Origin of the sequence: Defluviitalea raffinosedens (genome assembly GCF_016908775.1) — a bacterium.
GTDB lineage: Bacteria > Bacillota > Clostridia > Lachnospirales > Defluviitaleaceae > Defluviitalea > Defluviitalea raffinosedens.
The window spans coordinates 29,330-47,085 of sequence record NZ_JAFBEP010000023.1 but is presented as its reverse complement, the minus strand read 5'-3'; the positions used below and the strand labels follow the sequence as shown (position 1 = coordinate 47,085).

17 protein-coding genes are annotated in these 17,756 nt (G+C 34.2%); 4 read left to right on the top strand and 13 right to left on the bottom strand.

The window, feature by feature from the left end:
• Nucleotides 1–142: 142 nt before the first annotated feature.
• The 7 genes from JOD07_RS13335 to JOD07_RS13305 all read right to left on the bottom strand — a co-directional run bounded on the left by JOD07_RS13335 (nucleotide 143) and on the right by JOD07_RS13305 (nucleotide 9,502).
• Nucleotides 143–772: an HAD family hydrolase gene (locus JOD07_RS13335; RefSeq protein WP_158741740.1), complete on the bottom strand. Its 630-nt coding sequence runs from the start codon at nucleotides 770–772 to the stop codon at nucleotides 143–145.
• 102 nt (nucleotides 773–874) lie between these two features.
• Nucleotides 875–2,851, bottom strand: a complete 1,977-nt coding sequence (locus JOD07_RS13330) for a methyl-accepting chemotaxis protein (RefSeq protein ID WP_158741741.1) — start codon at nucleotides 2,849–2,851, stop codon at nucleotides 875–877.
• 150 nt (nucleotides 2,852–3,001) lie between these two features.
• Nucleotides 3,002–4,669, bottom strand: coding sequence for a glycoside hydrolase family 13 protein (locus JOD07_RS13325; RefSeq protein WP_204614302.1), 1,668 nt, complete (start codon nucleotides 4,667–4,669; stop codon nucleotides 3,002–3,004).
• Nucleotides 4,670–4,720: 51 nt separating this feature from the next.
• Complete coding sequence (locus JOD07_RS13320) at nucleotides 4,721–5,632, bottom strand: carbohydrate ABC transporter permease (RefSeq protein WP_204614300.1); 912 nt, start codon at nucleotides 5,630–5,632, stop codon at nucleotides 4,721–4,723.
• Nucleotides 5,632–6,672 (bottom strand): carbohydrate ABC transporter permease, encoded by a 1,041-nt coding sequence (locus tag JOD07_RS13315; protein ID WP_243144644.1) that lies wholly within the window; start codon nucleotides 6,670–6,672, stop codon nucleotides 5,632–5,634. Before JOD07_RS13315 ends, JOD07_RS13320 begins: the two co-directional genes overlap by 1 nt.
• Nucleotides 6,673–6,754: 82 nt before the next feature.
• Nucleotides 6,755–8,086, bottom strand: a complete 1,332-nt coding sequence (locus tag JOD07_RS13310; protein WP_158741744.1) for an ABC transporter substrate-binding protein — start codon at nucleotides 8,084–8,086, stop codon at nucleotides 6,755–6,757.
• Between the two features lie 387 nt (nucleotides 8,087–8,473).
• Nucleotides 8,474–9,502 carry a LacI family DNA-binding transcriptional regulator gene (locus JOD07_RS13305; RefSeq protein WP_204614298.1) on the bottom strand — a complete coding sequence of 343 codons (1,029 nt, stop codon included), beginning with the start codon at nucleotides 9,500–9,502 and terminating at the stop codon, nucleotides 8,474–8,476.
• 225 nt (nucleotides 9,503–9,727) lie between these two features.
• Between JOD07_RS13305 and mutY the strand changes: the two genes are divergently transcribed.
• The gene (gene mutY / locus JOD07_RS13300; RefSeq protein WP_158741746.1) at nucleotides 9,728–10,783 is read left to right on the top strand and encodes an A/G-specific adenine glycosylase; all 1,056 of its coding nucleotides are present in this window, start codon (nucleotides 9,728–9,730) and stop codon (nucleotides 10,781–10,783) included.
• A gap of 223 nt (nucleotides 10,784–11,006) precedes the next feature.
• Complete coding sequence (locus JOD07_RS13295) at nucleotides 11,007–11,825, top strand: CAP domain-containing protein (RefSeq protein ID WP_158741747.1); 819 nt, start codon at nucleotides 11,007–11,009, stop codon at nucleotides 11,823–11,825.
• A gap of 60 nt (nucleotides 11,826–11,885) precedes the next feature.
• Here JOD07_RS13295 and JOD07_RS13290 read toward each other — a convergent pair whose 3' ends face one another.
• From JOD07_RS13290 to JOD07_RS13265, 6 genes are all read right to left on the bottom strand, one after another.
• On the bottom strand, nucleotides 11,886–12,254 hold the full coding sequence (locus tag JOD07_RS13290; protein ID WP_204614296.1) for a DUF2200 domain-containing protein: 369 nt from the start codon (nucleotides 12,252–12,254) through the stop codon (nucleotides 11,886–11,888).
• Between the two features lie 36 nt (nucleotides 12,255–12,290).
• The gene (locus JOD07_RS13285; protein ID WP_207756970.1) at nucleotides 12,291–13,172 is read right to left on the bottom strand and encodes a hypothetical protein; all 882 of its coding nucleotides are present in this window, start codon (nucleotides 13,170–13,172) and stop codon (nucleotides 12,291–12,293) included.
• A 36-nt stretch (nucleotides 13,173–13,208) separates the two neighbouring features.
• Entirely contained in the window at nucleotides 13,209–13,823 is a 615-nt protein-coding gene (locus tag JOD07_RS13280) for a TetR/AcrR family transcriptional regulator (RefSeq protein ID WP_204614294.1), read from the bottom strand.
• Nucleotides 13,824–14,054: 231 nt separating this feature from the next.
• Nucleotides 14,055–14,723: a nitroreductase family protein gene (locus JOD07_RS13275; protein ID WP_204614292.1), complete on the bottom strand. Its 669-nt coding sequence runs from the start codon at nucleotides 14,721–14,723 to the stop codon at nucleotides 14,055–14,057.
• 66 nt (nucleotides 14,724–14,789) lie between these two features.
• A complete protein-coding gene (locus tag JOD07_RS13270; RefSeq protein ID WP_158741751.1) occupies nucleotides 14,790–15,968 on the bottom strand; it encodes a CAP-associated domain-containing protein in 1,179 nt (392 codons plus the stop codon).
• Between the two features lie 73 nt (nucleotides 15,969–16,041).
• Complete coding sequence (locus tag JOD07_RS13265; RefSeq protein ID WP_204614291.1) at nucleotides 16,042–16,803, bottom strand: DeoR/GlpR family DNA-binding transcription regulator; 762 nt, start codon at nucleotides 16,801–16,803, stop codon at nucleotides 16,042–16,044.
• A 354-nt stretch (nucleotides 16,804–17,157) separates the two neighbouring features.
• On the opposite strand from JOD07_RS13265, the gene JOD07_RS15885 reads away from it, so the two are divergent.
• Together JOD07_RS15885 and JOD07_RS13260 are read left to right on the top strand one after the other, a co-directional pair.
• Nucleotides 17,158–17,277 carry an HAD hydrolase-like protein gene (locus tag JOD07_RS15885; RefSeq protein WP_330576615.1) on the top strand — a complete coding sequence of 40 codons (120 nt, stop codon included), beginning with the start codon at nucleotides 17,158–17,160 and terminating at the stop codon, nucleotides 17,275–17,277.
• A 55-nt stretch (nucleotides 17,278–17,332) separates the two neighbouring features.
• Complete coding sequence (locus JOD07_RS13260; RefSeq protein ID WP_243429334.1) at nucleotides 17,333–17,692, top strand: HAD-IA family hydrolase; 360 nt, start codon at nucleotides 17,333–17,335, stop codon at nucleotides 17,690–17,692.
• Nucleotides 17,693–17,756 lie beyond the last annotated feature (64 nt).

The following is a 17,756-nucleotide window of genomic DNA, read 5'->3' as shown; positions in this document are numbered from 1 at the left end:
TAAAAGGTCTGAGCCCAGTTCAATACCGAGTTCAGACCCAAATAGTCGCTTAATTGCGATGCCCGCCTTTTGTCTAACTTTTTGGGGTCAGTTCAAAACAGGTTCGTGTGTCTAATATTCTTCTGCAGATGAATTAATATTTTTATAACCTTTCCTGTAAATCTAACAACTCTTTTATGCCATTGATCGCATAATCATAGTTCGCCGGATTACCAAAGCCATATTTTGCAAATATAAAAGGAATCCCTGCAAACACTGCAGCTTCATAATCTCCCTGGGTATCTCCTACATATACCGCATCATCTATACGGTTTCTCTCCATAATAAGCCTGATATTTTCACCTTTACTCTTCCCCGTATCTCCAAAGCATTCATAGTCCATAATATATTCTCCTATTCCAGCTTTTTTCATGAACAGTTCTATATATCCTGACTGACAATTGCTCACAATAAACAAACGGCAGCGCTCAGATAGTTTTTTAAGAGTTTGCTTTACATCAGGAAAAAGCAAGTTATCCGTATTCTCAATTAAGACCTCTTGCTCGTATTCACAACATTTTTCCAATAATAATTTTCTTTTTTCATCATCAGCATCAAAAAATAAATCATCTGCTATTTCGTCCATCGGCTTTCCAAACTCTTTTTTCAATATGGAAGCTGTAATATGGGCAGTCGTTCCACCAATTTCTGAAATGGCTTTATTCCATCCTTTGGCCACAACTTCAGTAGTATCCCATAAAGTGCCGTCAACGTCGAATATTATATTGTTCATTACCAAACCTACTTTCTGTTTCTGGTCTATGAGTGTATGATATTAGATAATGTCCTCATAGTCAACACCAATACCTCCAATGTAGGCTGACAACACCAAAAACTAAACTTTGAAATGAGATAAAGTATTATTCAGATTTCTCACTGCTGACATAAGATTGTTTGCCAGTATAGACAGTTGTTCCGCAGAGCTGGCTTGTTCCTGGCTGGTTGCAGTAACTTCTTCAATGGATGCTGCACTTTCCTGTACTATGGACGCAATATGAATATTTGCCTCCACCGATCGATCTTTTTGCTGTTCAATATCCTTAATTCTCTTCATTACATCTTCAATACGCTGAATAATACTCTGCATGCAGCCTGCCATTTTGTTAAAAGCATCGTTTGTTTCAAAAACAATGGTTTTCTGTTCTTCAAATATTGTATCAGATCTTTCAACCACCGATACTGCTCGCTTCGTTTTTTCCTGTATATTCGTAATAATTGTGCTAATCATCTTGGTTGCTTCTTTCGTACCCATAGCCAATTTTCGAATTTCTTCCGCCACCACTGCAAAACCTTTTCCTGTTTCTCCTGCTCTGGCTGCTTCTATAGCTGCATTGAGGGCAAGCAAATTGGTTTGCTCGCTGATACCTTCTATAACATTAACAACATGAATGATTTCTTTTGCTTCTTCACTTAGTTCTTGAATTTCTCCATGGATCGTATGGGAAGATTCTAATGCAGTCTTTGTTTTTTCATTGAGTTGCTCCATGGTGTTAGATGCATAATCTCTTGAATTTTCCGCTTGCTCAATCATACCCATCACATCTTTAATTTCTTGAATTATGCAATTGATATTTTTAGAGAGATCCTCCATTAACATAGTAGTTTGCTCTGCTTCTTTTGCTTGTTTCATAGAACCTTCTGAAAGCTCGCTGATCGCAGCAGAAACTTGTAATGCAGCAGTTGCCGATTTTTCGGAAGCAGATCTGATGGTATCTGTATCTTTCTCCACTCTGCCTACTACCGCTTCTGTTTCCAAAATTAAATTTCTGATATTTTCTATCATTTTGTTAAAGCTGTTGGATAGTCTTCCAATTTCATTGCTTCCTTTAATGGGACATGTTACAACAAGATTCCCTTGCTCTACTTTTCCCATTAAATCCATAATTACTTTCAATGGATTAGAAATACTAAAAGAAATAGCCATTCCAACAATAATAGCTATAGCAATACATAAAATAACTAATAAAATTGTTCCGTTTTTTACTGCTTTCATTTCCTGCATTAAAGCTGAAACAGGTTCTTTGGTTACAATTTTCCAGCCATTATTAGTAGTTGCATAGCTTATGACATGCCCGGAATCGGTAAAATAACCGGAAGTATTATCGCCATAAACTTTATCCAAAAATCCTTCTTCTAATACCGTACCCAGTTTTTCTTGATCCATACTGGAGATTACTTCTCTGTTTTCATCAAGCAAAAAAATTTCTCCGGAGTCTAGATTAGCTTTCTCCAGTACTGAATGGATTCCTTTGGCATCAATACTAAGAACCACTCCACCAATAGATTCAACTGAATTCACAGTGCGTAACTGTGAGATCAAATAAATATTCTCATAGGAATCATATAATCCTGTAATCCACATAATTTTTCCGTCAGTGCTATGGATAAGCTCTAACAGATGTTGAATTTGCTCATTTTTATTGATTGACTTTCCATCGACTGAAACGTTAACAAATCCCGTACCAAAGTTTTCTCCAGTATTTTTTATAATATTCGCCGATTTAATAAAAGTATTTGCAGCCACTATCGAAACAACATCGTTATCTATTTCCCGAAAAATCTTTACTTTATCAAAGCTGTTTAATGAATCTACGGTTTGAATTTTTTCCATTAATTTGACGTTGGTATTAATCATTTTATAAATTCTTTCAAATTCGTTTATTGTAGAATCTATGTTTATGGCCAGCTGCTCAACCATTTTCCCTGAATATGATCCTACTTTATCTTTGACAGTCTGTTCTGCATTGAGATAAGAAAATGTACCAACGATACTTAACGGTAAAATACTTAAAATAATGAAAGAAGTAATCAATCTATGCGCTATTCCTATATTGCTTCCATTCTTCTTGTTTTTTAAATGATTGTAACCGATATGCTTTTTTTTTTAAGCTTTCAGATAAATTTTTTAAACTCATTTTATTCATAATATAACGGTATCCCCCTCATATTTAGTAGAGAATATTTATACATCCAATACTAACGTTTGATAAGGTTCAAGCATAATCATCCCGTTGTCCACTTTAAAGTTGTTATAATTATTAATTAATACTTTGCTGTTTTGATGTGAAAAAGGTAATGTAACCTCTTTATTTTGATAGTTAGCAATAATCAATACTGTTTTGCTTTCACCTTTTCTATAGAATGCAAGTACATTGTCATACTCTGTATAAATCGGATTGAATTTCCCATGAACAATTGCATCTTTATATTCCTCATCTTTTCGCAGGCGTATAAGTTTCTTGTAATATGAAAGCAGTGAATTTTCATCATTGATCTGGCTCTTTACATTGATTTCTTTATAATTCTTATTAACAACTAACCAAGGTTTTCCTGTGGTAAAGCCAGCATTTTCACTGTCATCCCAATGAAAAGGTGTTCTGGCATTGTCACGGCTATATTTTGATATTATTTTTAACGCTTCTTTTGGAGAGTATCCAGCCTTTAACGCTACCTGATATTCATTCTTGGTACCAATATCATCTATTTCATCGATGCTTTCAAACTCATTATTGGTCATTCCAATTTCTTGACCTTGATAAATAAATGGAATACCTTTTAGCATAATATGAATTGTAGCAAGCATTTTTTTACTCTTGTCATTACACTCGCTTTCAGGAATATAAAAGCTTACACCCCTTGGCTCATCATGATTCTCTATTATGTTTGCCAAAAATCCTATATTTTCCGTTTTTAACTTACTTCTAAAAATTACATCTCTGTATTCGTTAGGAGTAACTGGTTTTCTGTCAAACCAACCTTTTTCGCTTGCTCCAATAAGATGAGTACTAAAATCAAATATAGTAGAAAAATAACCGTCCTCGCCAATATAATTTCTTAATTCTTCTTCCTTGTAATCAAATAATTCAGCCACCGTAAAAGCATCATACTTACGGAAAGTATTGTCTCTTAATTCTTTCAAAAAGGTTCCTATTCCGTCAGCACATTCAAGCATCTTGCTAGGACTGCAAAGCCCATCATCTCTGTCCGGCGGAAAATCTTCAAATCTCAAGTCCTTTTTAATATTGATAATAGCATCAATTCTAAAACCTGCTAGTCCTTTATCAAGCCACCAATTGACCATCTTATATATTTCTTGTCTTACTTTCTCGTTTTCCCAATTTAAATCAGGCTGTTCTTTTGCAAACAGATGTAAATAATACTTATTGGTTCCTGGAATTCTTTCCCAAGCACTACCGCCGAAATAAGATCGCCAGTTACAAGGTGGTTGATCTCCTTTGCCTTCTCTTATATAAAAATATTGTCCATATTCACCGTCAGGATCTTTTAATGCCTTCTGGAACCATTCATGTTGGTCAGAACAGTGATTTACTACCAGATCCATTACAATATACATATTTCTTTTTTTAGCTTCTGCTAAAAGTTCATCCATATCGTCCATCGTTCCAAACCTAGGATCGATATTATAATAATCAGATATATCATATCCCTGATCTACAAAAGGTGAGCAATAAACAGGAGAAAGCCAGATAATATCAATACCCAAATCTTTAAGGTAATCCAATTTATTTATTATTCCTCTCAGATCTCCTATGCCATCACCATTAGTATCCTTGAAGCTTTTAGGATAAATCTGATATGCTACTTTGTCGTGCCACCACTGTTTCTTCATTTAAATATCCTCCTAAATTATACGCTATATATTTTATTGCTTCTTTGCTGATTATTTTATTGCTCCTTCTACCATACCTCGGATAATTTGCTTCTGCGCAAATATGAACAATACTATAATTGGAAGCATTGCCAGCAATGCTGCTGTCAATATTAAATCCCATTGCTTAACATAAGAACCAACAAAGCTGGTTACTGCAATCGGCAGTGTCTTAATTTTTCCGTTCAAGCCCAGCATAAGGGATGGCAATAAGAAATCGTTCCAGATCCAAACACCATTCAATATGAGTACAGTCACTTGAATTGGCTTTAACAGTGGGAAAAGGATTCGGAAAAAAGTACCTTCAGGAGTGCATCCATCTATCAGAGCTGCTTCTTCCAGTTCATAAGGGATTGATTTAATAAATCCGTGGAATATAAATACAGACATAGATCCACCAAAACCTATATAAGCAAATATTAATCCTTTATAACTGGTTAACATTCGGATTCCAATAAAATCGGACAATTCCCTAAATGTTGATAAGAGAGGCAACATAACTACCTGGAAAGGAATAATCATCGCAGCTACAAGCGTCATAAATATGAAATTGGACCACTTGGTTTTATTTCGAACCAAAATCCACGCTGCCATACTGGAAAAAAGTGATATTAAAACTAAGCTCACCGTTGTAATAAACAATGAACTAAAGAAGGATTTCCAGTAGTTAAAATTTTGGTTATGAATTACATTATTCATATTTGTAAACAATTGTCCCCATTTTTCGGGCATGTTTAACGGGCTGATAATAATATCAGCACTTTGCTTAGCCGAATTGATCAGTACCAAGAAGAAGGGGAATAAAAACAGGAGTACCAATGCAATTGCCAAGATTTCCAAGAGAAAAATCCCTATTTTCTTTCTTCCTTCTGGAATTTCGTCTATTGCCACATTCTTAGTACTTGCTACATTTTGTGCTTTCATTACATTTCTACCTCCCTCTTCTTGCTAATAGCAACTTGAGTCAGTGAAATAATTGCAAGAACGATAAAGAATACAACTGCTTTTGTCTGACCTAAGGCATACTGATTCTTTGAAATAGCAGTCTTATAAATATTTAATGCCAACAACTCAGTTGATAAAATAGACACTCCGTTCAATATTCGGCTTGGAGCACCATTGGTAATTGCGAAGTTTAAATCAAATTGTTTAAAAGAATTGATAAGCGTTAAGAAAATACATATTGTGAATGTGTTTGCTATTAATGGCATTTTTATACGGAATAAAGTGGTTAATCGGTCAGCACCGTCAACAGCTGAAGCTTCCAGCACATCCTTGGGTACACCTTGTAAGCCTGTAACATAAATCATCATAATATAGCCTGAATACTGCCAGCTGCTTACAATAATTATTGCGAGTAATGCAAGATTAGGATCTGTTAACATAGAAACACTACCAGGAATAAGCACTGTTAATACTTTGTTGAAAATAAATTGCCATACATAACCGAGTACAATACCACCAATCAAATTGGGTACGAAAAATGCAGCTCTATAATAATTTTTCCCTTTAATTTTCGAAGTGCAAAGTAAAGCCAGTGAAAAAGCTATTACATTTACCAGTACTATATTGATCGCAGAAAAAATAAAAGTTATAACAACCGAATACATATAATCGTTAGACGTAAACATTGTAATATAATTTTGTAGCCCTACAAAATTCTCAAATTTAATACCATTCCAATCAGTCAATGAATAGAAAACACCAAATATAAACGGAATTATTACAGTCACTGTAAAAGCTAACAGTAAGGGAAAGAGAAATAAAACATTGATAATCTTTTTATGATTTTTGCTTGGCAAAAAGTAAAAGCCTGCCAACACCATAAGGCCGCCAATTACCAGAATGGCTCCGCGCAGTGGGTTTTCACTTCCGGAAAAGTCCATGATTAATGCAAGAATAACTCCTGCAATACCTAAAATAATTGCTGCAAGAGATAATACTTTTTTTACTTTCACATCCAAAGGAAGTCCCCCTTTCAAAATTTAAAAATTAAGTTTTCAGGCGACTATAAATGGTCGCCTGAAAACTTAACTTCATTGTCTTTTACTGTTTTAATGTAGCAATTGCATTTGCCATCAAATCAACGAAACCTTCGATATCAACATCACCTTTTGCAAAAGATTCAAATACTGGTCCTAAGTTATTCATTGCAAATCCATCTGGCATCTTAGCCCAGTGCCATGGATAAGTTTTTCCAGCTTGAACCCATTTCATTAAGTCTGTTGCAAGAGGTGCTGTTGGTTGCACTGTAGTAGATTTGAATGGAGAAATCATACCACAATCTTGTACAAGACATTTAGCACCTTCTTCTGTAGTTGCAAGACTAGTTAAGAAATCTTTACATGCTTGAATATTTTTTCCTCCATTGTATACTGCCCACCAAGAAGGAGCATCTGCAAGAATTCCGTCTGTATCTTGTTCCATAAATGCTGATGGAGCTATTCCCATTCCAAATGTTACATTATAGCTTGGAAGAGATGGATCAATCCAGTTACCTTGATGAATAAATACTGTCTTTCCTTGTGCCCATAATGCCAATTGGTCATCATAAGTACCACTGATCAAGGTATTCTTGTCTGAATAATCAAAGAGTAATTTTAGGAATTTAGCGTATTGAGTCATACGGTCTCTGTCAATTTCACCTTTTTTCAACATGTCAATGTATTTGGAATCTCCATTTTCAACACCAGTTGCAAGATAAGATCCAAAGTTGTGGTTCGCTACAGACCACCACATTTGTCCAGCTTCAGCCGCCATAGATACTACAGCTGTTATACCCAATTCATCTTTCATGCTGTCCAATTTTTCAAATGCTGCTTTATATGCATTGATATTTGTTAATGTTGCTGGATCAATTCCCGCTTTGTCTAATAAATCTTTATTATATGTAAGACCATAACCTTCAACAGCATATGGGAAACCAACAACTTTTCCTTCTGGAGAAACATATGCAACATCCGTGTCACTTACCCATGATTCATTGCTTAAATCTTCCATGTAATCTTTCCAAACATTGTAATCGCCTTCTCCACCAATTACAAACATATCTGGCATGTTGCCTGCTGCAAGATAACCTTTAAGTGTTGCAGCGATATCAGCACCACCACCAAGGGATTCAATCACTACTTCAACGCCAGTTTTTTGCTTGTAGGCTTCTGCATACGCTTTTAAAGGCGCATCAATTTCAATTTTACCGTTTAATAATCTGATGCTAACGTTTCCCTTAGAAGTATTTTCTGTCGTCTTATTTTCTGTAGTCGTTCCAGAGTCAGTACCTGTGTTAGTGTTAGTGGAATTATTGCTTCCACAGCCTACTAAAAGTGCTCCCGTCATTGCTGTAATCAACAATGCCGAAACAAATTTTTTGAGTTTCATAAGAATTCCTCCCTAATATCAATTGATTTTAAATTATAACTTTTACGCAAAAGTTACAATTACAGTTATTATATTATCACTGATATAACTACTTTTCAAGTAGTTTTATTGATTTATTTCACAAAAATTATATTTTTTTCACTTTAAAATTATGTTATTTATAAGTGTATCGCAAAACCTAGCTTGTTCCAATAGTAATCTTATTATTTGCTTAATTGAACATTTTATGCAAAAAATTTGTGCAAAAAAATAAAAAATCAGTGCCTTAAATTGAGCTCTTTCGGTAATTAAACCGTATTACTCAATTTTATACACTGACTAAAGATTTCAACGATAAAATTTTTCCAGCCAAATTCAAAAGCTCAATGATCAATTTTACTGATCCAACTATATTGCACGAGAGTTAATATTTTTAACAGATTGTCTTATGCAGAGGGAGATAGGTAAAATGATGTTTTCTGCTTTCTCATCAGGATTATTAATTAATTTCATAAGCTTTTCAAAAGCTACTCGGCCCTTTTGAGTAGGATTCTGGTGAACTGTAGTCAACTTAGGACGAACAAGGGAAGCTACTGCAGCATCGTCAAACCCTACTACAGATATATCCTCAGGAATTCGAATGCCATTCTCCATTAAATAATCCATCGCTACTACAGCAAAATTGTCCGAAATGAAAAATAACGCACTGAAATCTGAAATTCGTATCATTAACTCATCCAAACATCGCTTAATGCCTTTCTCGCTTTTTTCAATGAAAAATTGCTCTCCTGCTTCTTCCGGCAATCCTGCATTTTTAATAGCATCTTTAAATCCACGGTATCGCTCATGGTTGATGCCAATGTAATTGTTGGCAAAAAAACCCATTCGCCTATGCCCACATTCAATAAGATATTGGGTTATTTCATAAGCCCCTTTATAATCTTCCAGGCCTACATTTGTATACTCATTTCCATCATCATAAAAATGTCCATCAATAAACACAAGAGGTTTCTTATATACTTCCCTTAATTTCTGTGCATTGTCATCCGTAAAACCTAAGGCAATCAAACCGTCCACATTCCACGAGGATACGAATTTAATAATTTCTTCAACATCGTCTGAAATGTAAATCATCATATAGTATCCAGCTTTTCTGATTTCCATTTCTAATGCACCAATTAATTCCCCGGTAAAAAAGTCTTTTACCGCATTATCCTGAATAATCCCTTTTGCATTCATAACATAACCGATCACATTGGAACTGTTTTTTGCTAAATTGATTGCCGTCATATTTGGAATATAGTTTACCTCTTTTAATACTTTCTGAACCTTTTCTATAGTCTGCTGAGAAACCTCCTGTGTTTTTCCCCGAATAACATTAGAAACGGTTGTTGGACTTACTCCAATCATTTTCGCTAATTCTTTTATAGTAACCAACTTATCACTCCTTACAGCTTAATGTACTTAATGTAAATGATTAGGATTTATAGTTGTAACTACTGTTATTTCACATAACATTTTAAAATGCAATTAATAACTTAAAGGAAAAATATTATTTTAAGCATTTAATAATCATATGAGAATAATTGTATATTATTACATCGCAATTACCTCAGAAATCTGATATACTTATTAGGACATATAATTATAGGAGAATGACAAATGCATGAACTTTTATTTCATAGAGAGCTGATAGATTGGTACAGAAAAGTTTGCCGGGCGCTGCCCTGGCGTGAAAATACTGATCCTTACAGAATTTGGCTTTCAGAAATTATGTTACAGCAAACTCAGGTAGCAACAGTAATTAAATATTTTAATCGCTTTATCGAAACCTATCCAGATGTTGAAACGCTCTCTCAAGCAAATGAAGAAGATGTATTTAAACTTTGGGAAGGATTAGGCTATTACTCAAGGGCCAGAAATCTTCTGCGATGTGCCAAAACCATCGTAGAAGAATATAATGGAACATTCCCTAAAGATATAAAAAAACTTAAAAAATTGCCCGGTATCGGTCCTTATACCGCCGGTGCCATTATGAGCATCGCCTATGATGAGCCTGCACCAGCAGTAGATGGAAATGTTATGCGAGTCCTTTCAAGATATCGTATGCTAGAGATCAATATTTCGGATTCTAAAAGCAGACATGTTTTTGAAAAAGAAGTCATAAATCTCATGGGGGGATCTCCCAGAGAGTTTAACCAAGCCCTTATGGAACTGGGAGCAACTATTTGCACGCCCAAACAGCCCAAATGTTCGCAGTGTCCTGTAAAAAACGGGTGTACAGCTTTTAAAAACGGAACAACTGAACAGTATCCAATTAAATTAAAAAAGGTTAAAAAGAAAACCATAAAAATGGCAATCATTATTTTAGAATATGACGAAAAAATTATGATTGTTAAAAGGCCAAACACGGGATTAATGGCTAATCTGTGGGGGTTCCCCTCTACTCCATACACCAATGAATTCCCTGAGCTTACAGTAAAACAATACATGAAAGATGAATTTGATTTAGATGTGTTAATTAGAAAAATAGAAGTAGGTTCTAAGCACATCTTTACGCATTTGATTTGGGAAATGGAACTGTTTAAATGTACTCTGGAACATGCAAAAGAAGCAATAAAACCTATAGAATTTCCTCAAATACAATGGATCAAACCGGAACAACTTAAGGAATATGCCTTTCCCACTGCATTTAAAAAATTATTTTCTCAGATATAAAATATCTCTCTTTTATAAAAAACTAGGTTTTTGTATAAATTATAATAAATAAATCAAAAATTGTCTATCATTGTCTAAACTCTATGAGAAATATCATCTGCTTTATTTCATAATTTAAACGAGCCTCTTAGATTTTTTGTATAAAAAAATGTATTATCCCCACGAAAAATACAAATTCTATAAGCAAAGCAAATAGATTTATCTATGTACAAGGAGGCTCATCATGAAAAAGAAAACTTTTTTATATATTTTAGGTATGATATTATTGCTTGGTACATCCTGTACTCAGCAATCCGCAGGAGGGGTACAATCCTCTGTCTCCGAAAAAGGGGAAATTAAAAACATAAAGGTTACAGTGAATCAAGCCAATATACGACAGGGCTGTTCCACAGACAGCGCTGTCATTCAAAACGCAAGCCAAAATAGTATTCTGGATGTGGTAAGCGAGGTTTCAGACTGGTATGCTGTTAAATTAGCCAATGATAAAATTGGTTTTATTCAAAAAAGCGAATCCAAACCAATTGTTATCGACGATCAAAATACCAATACGGGTAAAACTCCTGAGCCCTCTAAAACACCTCCTTCAACAACTTCACAGAATGCAGACGCCAATACCCCAAAGATTCCTGATACAACCACAAATCAAGACGGTCTAACCGAAGAAGAACAACAAATGCTTCAACTTGTGAATAAAGCACGAGCTGAAAATAATTTGCCTGCTTTGAAAGCAGATCAGGAACTAACGAATGTAGCACGAATCAAATCTCAAGATATGATTGATAATAACTACTTTAGTCATAATTCTCCTACCTACGGAAGTCCTTTTGATATGATGAAAGATTTTGGAATCAACTATGTGGAAGCTGGAGAAAATATTGCAGGTAATCAGGATGTCGAAAAAGCCCATGACGCATTGATGAATTCTCCTGGTCATCGTAAAAATATACTCAGCCCAGATTTCACCCATGTAGGCATTGGCATAAAAAAAGGCGGACAATACGGGTATATGTATACCCAAATGTTTATTAGTAAGCCACAATAAGCTAAAGCACCCGGTATTACAAATTCGATGTAATATCGGGTGCTTCTTTTTATACTTTTATTAGTCGCTCATTGCTATTATTTTCGTAAGATCTTGTCCATTGCCTTGCCCTTTAGCCAGCTCATCAATCAACTTATCCAAATAGCGAATTTCCCTCATAAGTGAATCTTCGATGTTTTCTACCCGAACACCGCAAACCACGCCTTTAATCAAAGTTCTGGAAGGATTCAATTGAGGCGCCTCAGCAAAAAAAGTCTCAAAATCGGTCTGTTTTTCCAGATGTCGTTCCAACTCTTCCTGACTATATCCTGTCAGCCAGCGAATAATTTCATCCACTTCTTCTTTTGTTCGTCCTTTTTTCTCTGCCTTTGCAACATAATGTGGATAAACACTTGCAACACTCATTGTATAGATGCGATGTTTCTCCATAATCAATCCTCACGTTTATGCTTTTTCTTTATTATATCATAATCTAATCTTTTCTACTTTGGTTTTAGTATTTTTAAAAAGAAGTACTAAACATATTATTGAGACTAAATTAAATAAAGGGAAGAGGATCACTTCAGCCATGCTCATATTTACACCATGTAACGCTTGATTGATAATCATGGCAGAGATGGAGGTCAACATTGTAATGCCTTTAATAATTATTACCGAGGATAATAAAAATCCTATTGCCTTTCTTTTAATCAGGAATATTCCTGACAATATAGCTGTAGGAACAATGATTCCTAAATCCATCCCTTGTATTACTAATGTAGTGTAATGTTCCAATCCAACAGGTACCTTATCTCCTATAATTGAAGGCGCGATCTTGCCAAGCCATAGCATTCCTATCATAACCCCAATGAATATTTGATAGCCTCCTAAAAATTTTACCGGCAATTTCTCACTAAAATTCAGCTTAATATTTTCAATGTCGAAGGAGGAAATAGATAGAATAAAGGCATATAAACTTGCTGACATGAGCATTACATAAATTATAAAGAATTTATTATACATCCATAAAAATGTATATGACATATAAGTGTAGAGAAAATAACTTAATGTTCCTGTTAATAATATTTTCCCTTTAAAGGATTCCTTTAATGACAAATATAAAGACAGAATTAGTAATGGAACCCCCATTACAAGGGTAACAAAATCAGAAGCTATCCCTTGAGCTGCAATAGATATTGAATTGTCTTTATAAAGTCCGTAGCCATAGATTTTCACTATTTCGTTGTTGATACTTTTAAATTCATATTCCCCTGGTCCTCCGTCTGAAAATAAACCGAAAAGACATGCTATGGTTGATAAAAATGCAATAATTGATACAAGGACAATAAGATACCTTTTAATTTTCATTTTAAGACCTCCACCATATGGATACCATTTACTCTATTATTTTGGACTTCTGTCCTGACTCCTTATTTTCATTAAGAATTCAATTTCAGCCTTTAATTCAAGCAAAAGATCCTCTGAACTTTTCTCATCTCTTTTATTCACTAAAAGCAACAACTTTCCGCGTATCGATGAGCCAATCAAATCATGTATTACATCTATGTTTGCTTTTTCTATATAGCCTTCTTCAGCACATTTATAAATGCATTCCTTTAAAAGCACCCCTATGGATAATTTCTTATCCCCTTTTAGCAGCTCAATTGGAATATTGCCTAAATCTTCAATATAAATTAACTGAAACATATCCGGATTTGCAATAAAGTATTTAAAATATGCATCCGTATAAACTATTAACTGCTCAATACAGTTTAAATTTTCATTTTTAGACCCCATCATATATTGATAACACTCTTCAAAAAAGTCGAAAACACAATAAGCTAACACTTCCTTAATATCTCTAAAATAATTGTATAAAGTTGCATATGAATAGCCTGCCACATCTCCAATCTTTCTAGCTGTAAGCCCTTTCACCCCTTCTTTCTTTATGATTTCTTTTGCAGCTTCAATAAAGTATTTCATCATTCTTTGTTTTTGTATTTCTCTTTTATCGCTCATTAACTCTCCCCAATCTATAAGCGATTAACATCGTTAATTTTATTAACATCGTTAATTTAATTCTAAAATTAAGATTTTATTTTGTCAATTGTTTTTTAAAAAAATAACCAGTCGAAGTGAATCTATGTCACTTCAACTGGCTCAATTTTGCTGACTTTAATTGAAACTCCAAATTTTTGTTGCTGGAATCCATATATTTTTACAGAGATAATCTCATGAGGTTATAACCCATCAAAAATCTGTCACCCACTCAAAATTTTCAATTCCTGCTCCTAGCTCAAAATGATATTTTATAATTCCCAGATCCACTCCGGTAAAAATGCCATTATCACAGATAATTTTCACTTTATTTCCTTTACCAGTGATATAGAAAGCTTGTTTATTCAGTGCTGTCGGTGCAAGAAGTGCCGCTTCAATGCCATTTTTAAACCAATCAGGCATATCTCCTTCATAACTGCTTACTTTAGAGGGTATTTTTGATTTGTGCGGAACACCTTGTGTTGCACCATAACCAATCGCAACAACACCGATTACACGACCTTCTCCTGCTTTTTTAGATATACTCTTCCTATTGTAAGTTCCACCCACATACCAGGTATTTAGTCCCAGAGTCTGAGCATAGAGCATCAGATCCGCACTGCAATATCCCAGTTTTTCATCAATATCCTTATTAGGAGGTCCTGCCAGCACCAGATAATTCTTTATTCCCTTGGCCAGAATAAGCTTGGCAACAACACCAAACGCCGATGTATCATCCGTTACCAGTTTGATATTTAAATTATATTTTCGATTATTCTCGTCAATTCTCTGATTCATTAATGTCACGATTTCCACCGGAATTGCCTGATCTGTATACTTACGAACTGTATGTCTTGTATACATAGCTTCTTTCATATCCATTTTGCTTCTCTCCTAAGACTGTTAATCATCATATTTATATGATAACATTACAATTACTCGTAGATATTATCTGGGGGTATAAAAGTTTTGTGTATAATATATTTTATACTCTCCCCCAAAACATACGCCTACTCCCAACCTTTCAAAAGCTCCAAGAATGTTTTTTCTATGTCCTTCCGAATTCATCCAGCCCTCATGGGCATAAATGGCATTGGTCTGACCAGCTGCAATATTTTCCCCGGCCAGGCTATACTTTATGCCTTGAGCCACCATTCTGTCAAAAGGACTTTGTCCTTTCAAATTGGTATGGCTAAAGAAATTATTTTTTGACATATCTTCGCTGTGCAATAAACTGGACTTGGCTGCCTGATCATCCCAAACAAATGGCTTTAACCCATTTCTAACCCGTACTGAATTTGCAAGATCAAATATCTGCATTTCATATGCTTTCACCAACTCATTACTTGCTTTGCCGTAAAAACTATTCAAAGAATGCTCTGTCTTCTTTTCTATAATTAAAATAGATGTTACTGTTTGGTTCTGATGAAGATCATAAAAAAGAGTAACATAAGCATCATCGATTAGAAACGTATTAGCTTCTTTCGTATCAGTATTCAACATATATCTTACATTTCCTTTTTGAATATACGTAAGGGGTTCTCCATAGGCTTTTTTTACTGCTGCACCGGTTGAACCAAATTTAATTCCTTTTTTGGACTGCCAAGAAGCTGAATTCGTATATAAACCAACTACTTTGCCGTCTTTGATTCCCACTTGTATGTAATTCTTATAATCTTTATTGTATATAAACCATGTAAATCCATATTCAGAAGCATCTTGCCTGTCCGGATTTCCCAGCTCATTGATTACGTGTTCTTTGTTGTCTCCGATCTTTATATTATATAAAACAAACTCTGCATCATTAACTTTATTAGATTCTTTCTGCTGATTCATATTTATAACCGGCTCATTACCTTCGCTATAAATATATATAGAACCAGTCTTTTCATCATATAACACATTTTTCCCTAAAATCTGAGCAACAGTACGCATAGGAAGATAGGTTGTCCCATTATAAAGCATCGGCTTTTGTGTCAGTTCTGCCCTAATTCCTTCTACATAAACAGGCATGTCTTTAAAAAACACCTGAATATTTTTTAGAACGTCTGCCGCATTAACATCGGAAACTGAAAATAAAATTGCCGCGATACTAAAGCCTAATATAAAATCTTTAAAACGTTTCATAATACACCTCCTAGATGAATATATTAAAAGTCTATTGTATTATATCATGAAAGATACCAACTCTTCTATTACTTTATATGAGCTTCACTGATAACTGTTGCATTTTTTCTCTGATCCCTTCACTAATATCCGAATCGGTAATAACCGCATTAAATTCTTCCAGAGCTGCAAACCGATAGGTGCTATCTACATCGAATTTCTCTTTTTCCACCAATAAAAACGCTTCTTTACTGTTGGAAATAACAAGTTCTTTAACATTGCCATCTTCTGGTGTTACTGTATATGCACTGTTTGTAGTTAAATCAATGCCTGCACTTCCTAAAAAACCTTTGTTAAAAATGTACTTCGAGATGCCTTTAATAACTTCCGAACCTAAAACACCACCGGCCTTACGATCATATATTCCGCCTATACATATTAATTTTACAGTTTCATTATCGTTAAACAACGAAGGTATTATGGACATATTCGTTATTAATGTGATTTTCTTTGTACTGTCAGCTATTAATTTCGCCAGATAATAATTAATGCTTGATGATTCTAAAAAGACTACATCTCCATCCGAAATAAGACCAAAAGCTTTTGCTGCTATTAACTCTTTAGTGTCTGCATGTTCTTTTAACCGAGTACTAATAGGACTACTTTCCGAAAACTTTCTTTTTAAGATTGCTCCACCATACGTTCTCTGAAGAAGCTGTTCAGACTCTAATCTTTGCAAATCCTTTCTGATCATGCTTTCTGAAACATTAAAGAATTCACTAAGTTCTTTAACTTTTACTCTGCCATTTTTATTAAGCATCTCTAAAATCTGTTCCAATCTTTCTTCGGTAAACATCAAAACACCCCGTCATTTTTTATCATTTGTTCTCATTTTTGATTATAATTATAACACAAAACCACATATAATATAAAAAACTTGCACAACAGCAAAAAATGATATAAAATAATAAAAAACAAAACCAAATGGTAATACATATTTATTAAAATATTCCCGATACCATATAATTTAGCGTAATAGGATAATACCTAGCGTGATATTTTATATATGTGTGTATCCTTAAAATAAGCCAGTAACAGCTATTTTAAGGATACTTAATTTGAATCTGCAGAAAAATCTTCGTAATAAGAATTCTATTTGACAGTCTATTGATATGAGACTAATAATCCACAAGAATTAAGGGGAGATACTATGTACAACTGTATTATATTTGATATTGATGGCACGCTTATAGACAACGAAAGGGCAATTCTTTTATCACTTCAAAAAATAGTACGGGACGAACTGAATAAAGATTTGAGTATGGAATAATTATTTTAAAGAATATGCTCAGCATATAAAGATTTTTGATGATATTGAAGATATTTTGATTAAATTAAACGAAATGAAAATTTTAACCAGCATAGTCACTTCAAAAACCAAAGAAGAATTTGTAAATGATTTTTTGCCATTGAGGTTGAATGATTATTTCAAATTCGTAGTTTGTTCGGATGATACAGAAAAACACAAACCGAATCCTGACCCTATTCTGCATTTTCTTAAGCAATCAGGAGCAGATCAATCAAAATCGTTATATATAGGCGATACTAAATATGATATGGAATGTGCATTGGGTGCTGGTGTTGACTTCGCCTTAGCCCTATGGGGTGCAAAATCCTCAACAGGAATCGATGCTAATTATATTCTTGAGCATCCCAAACAAATATTAGAACTTCTAAATTCTTAATACATATTAAAACCCTCAATTCATATTTAACAACCCTTATATTTCATCATAATTCATTCTGAAA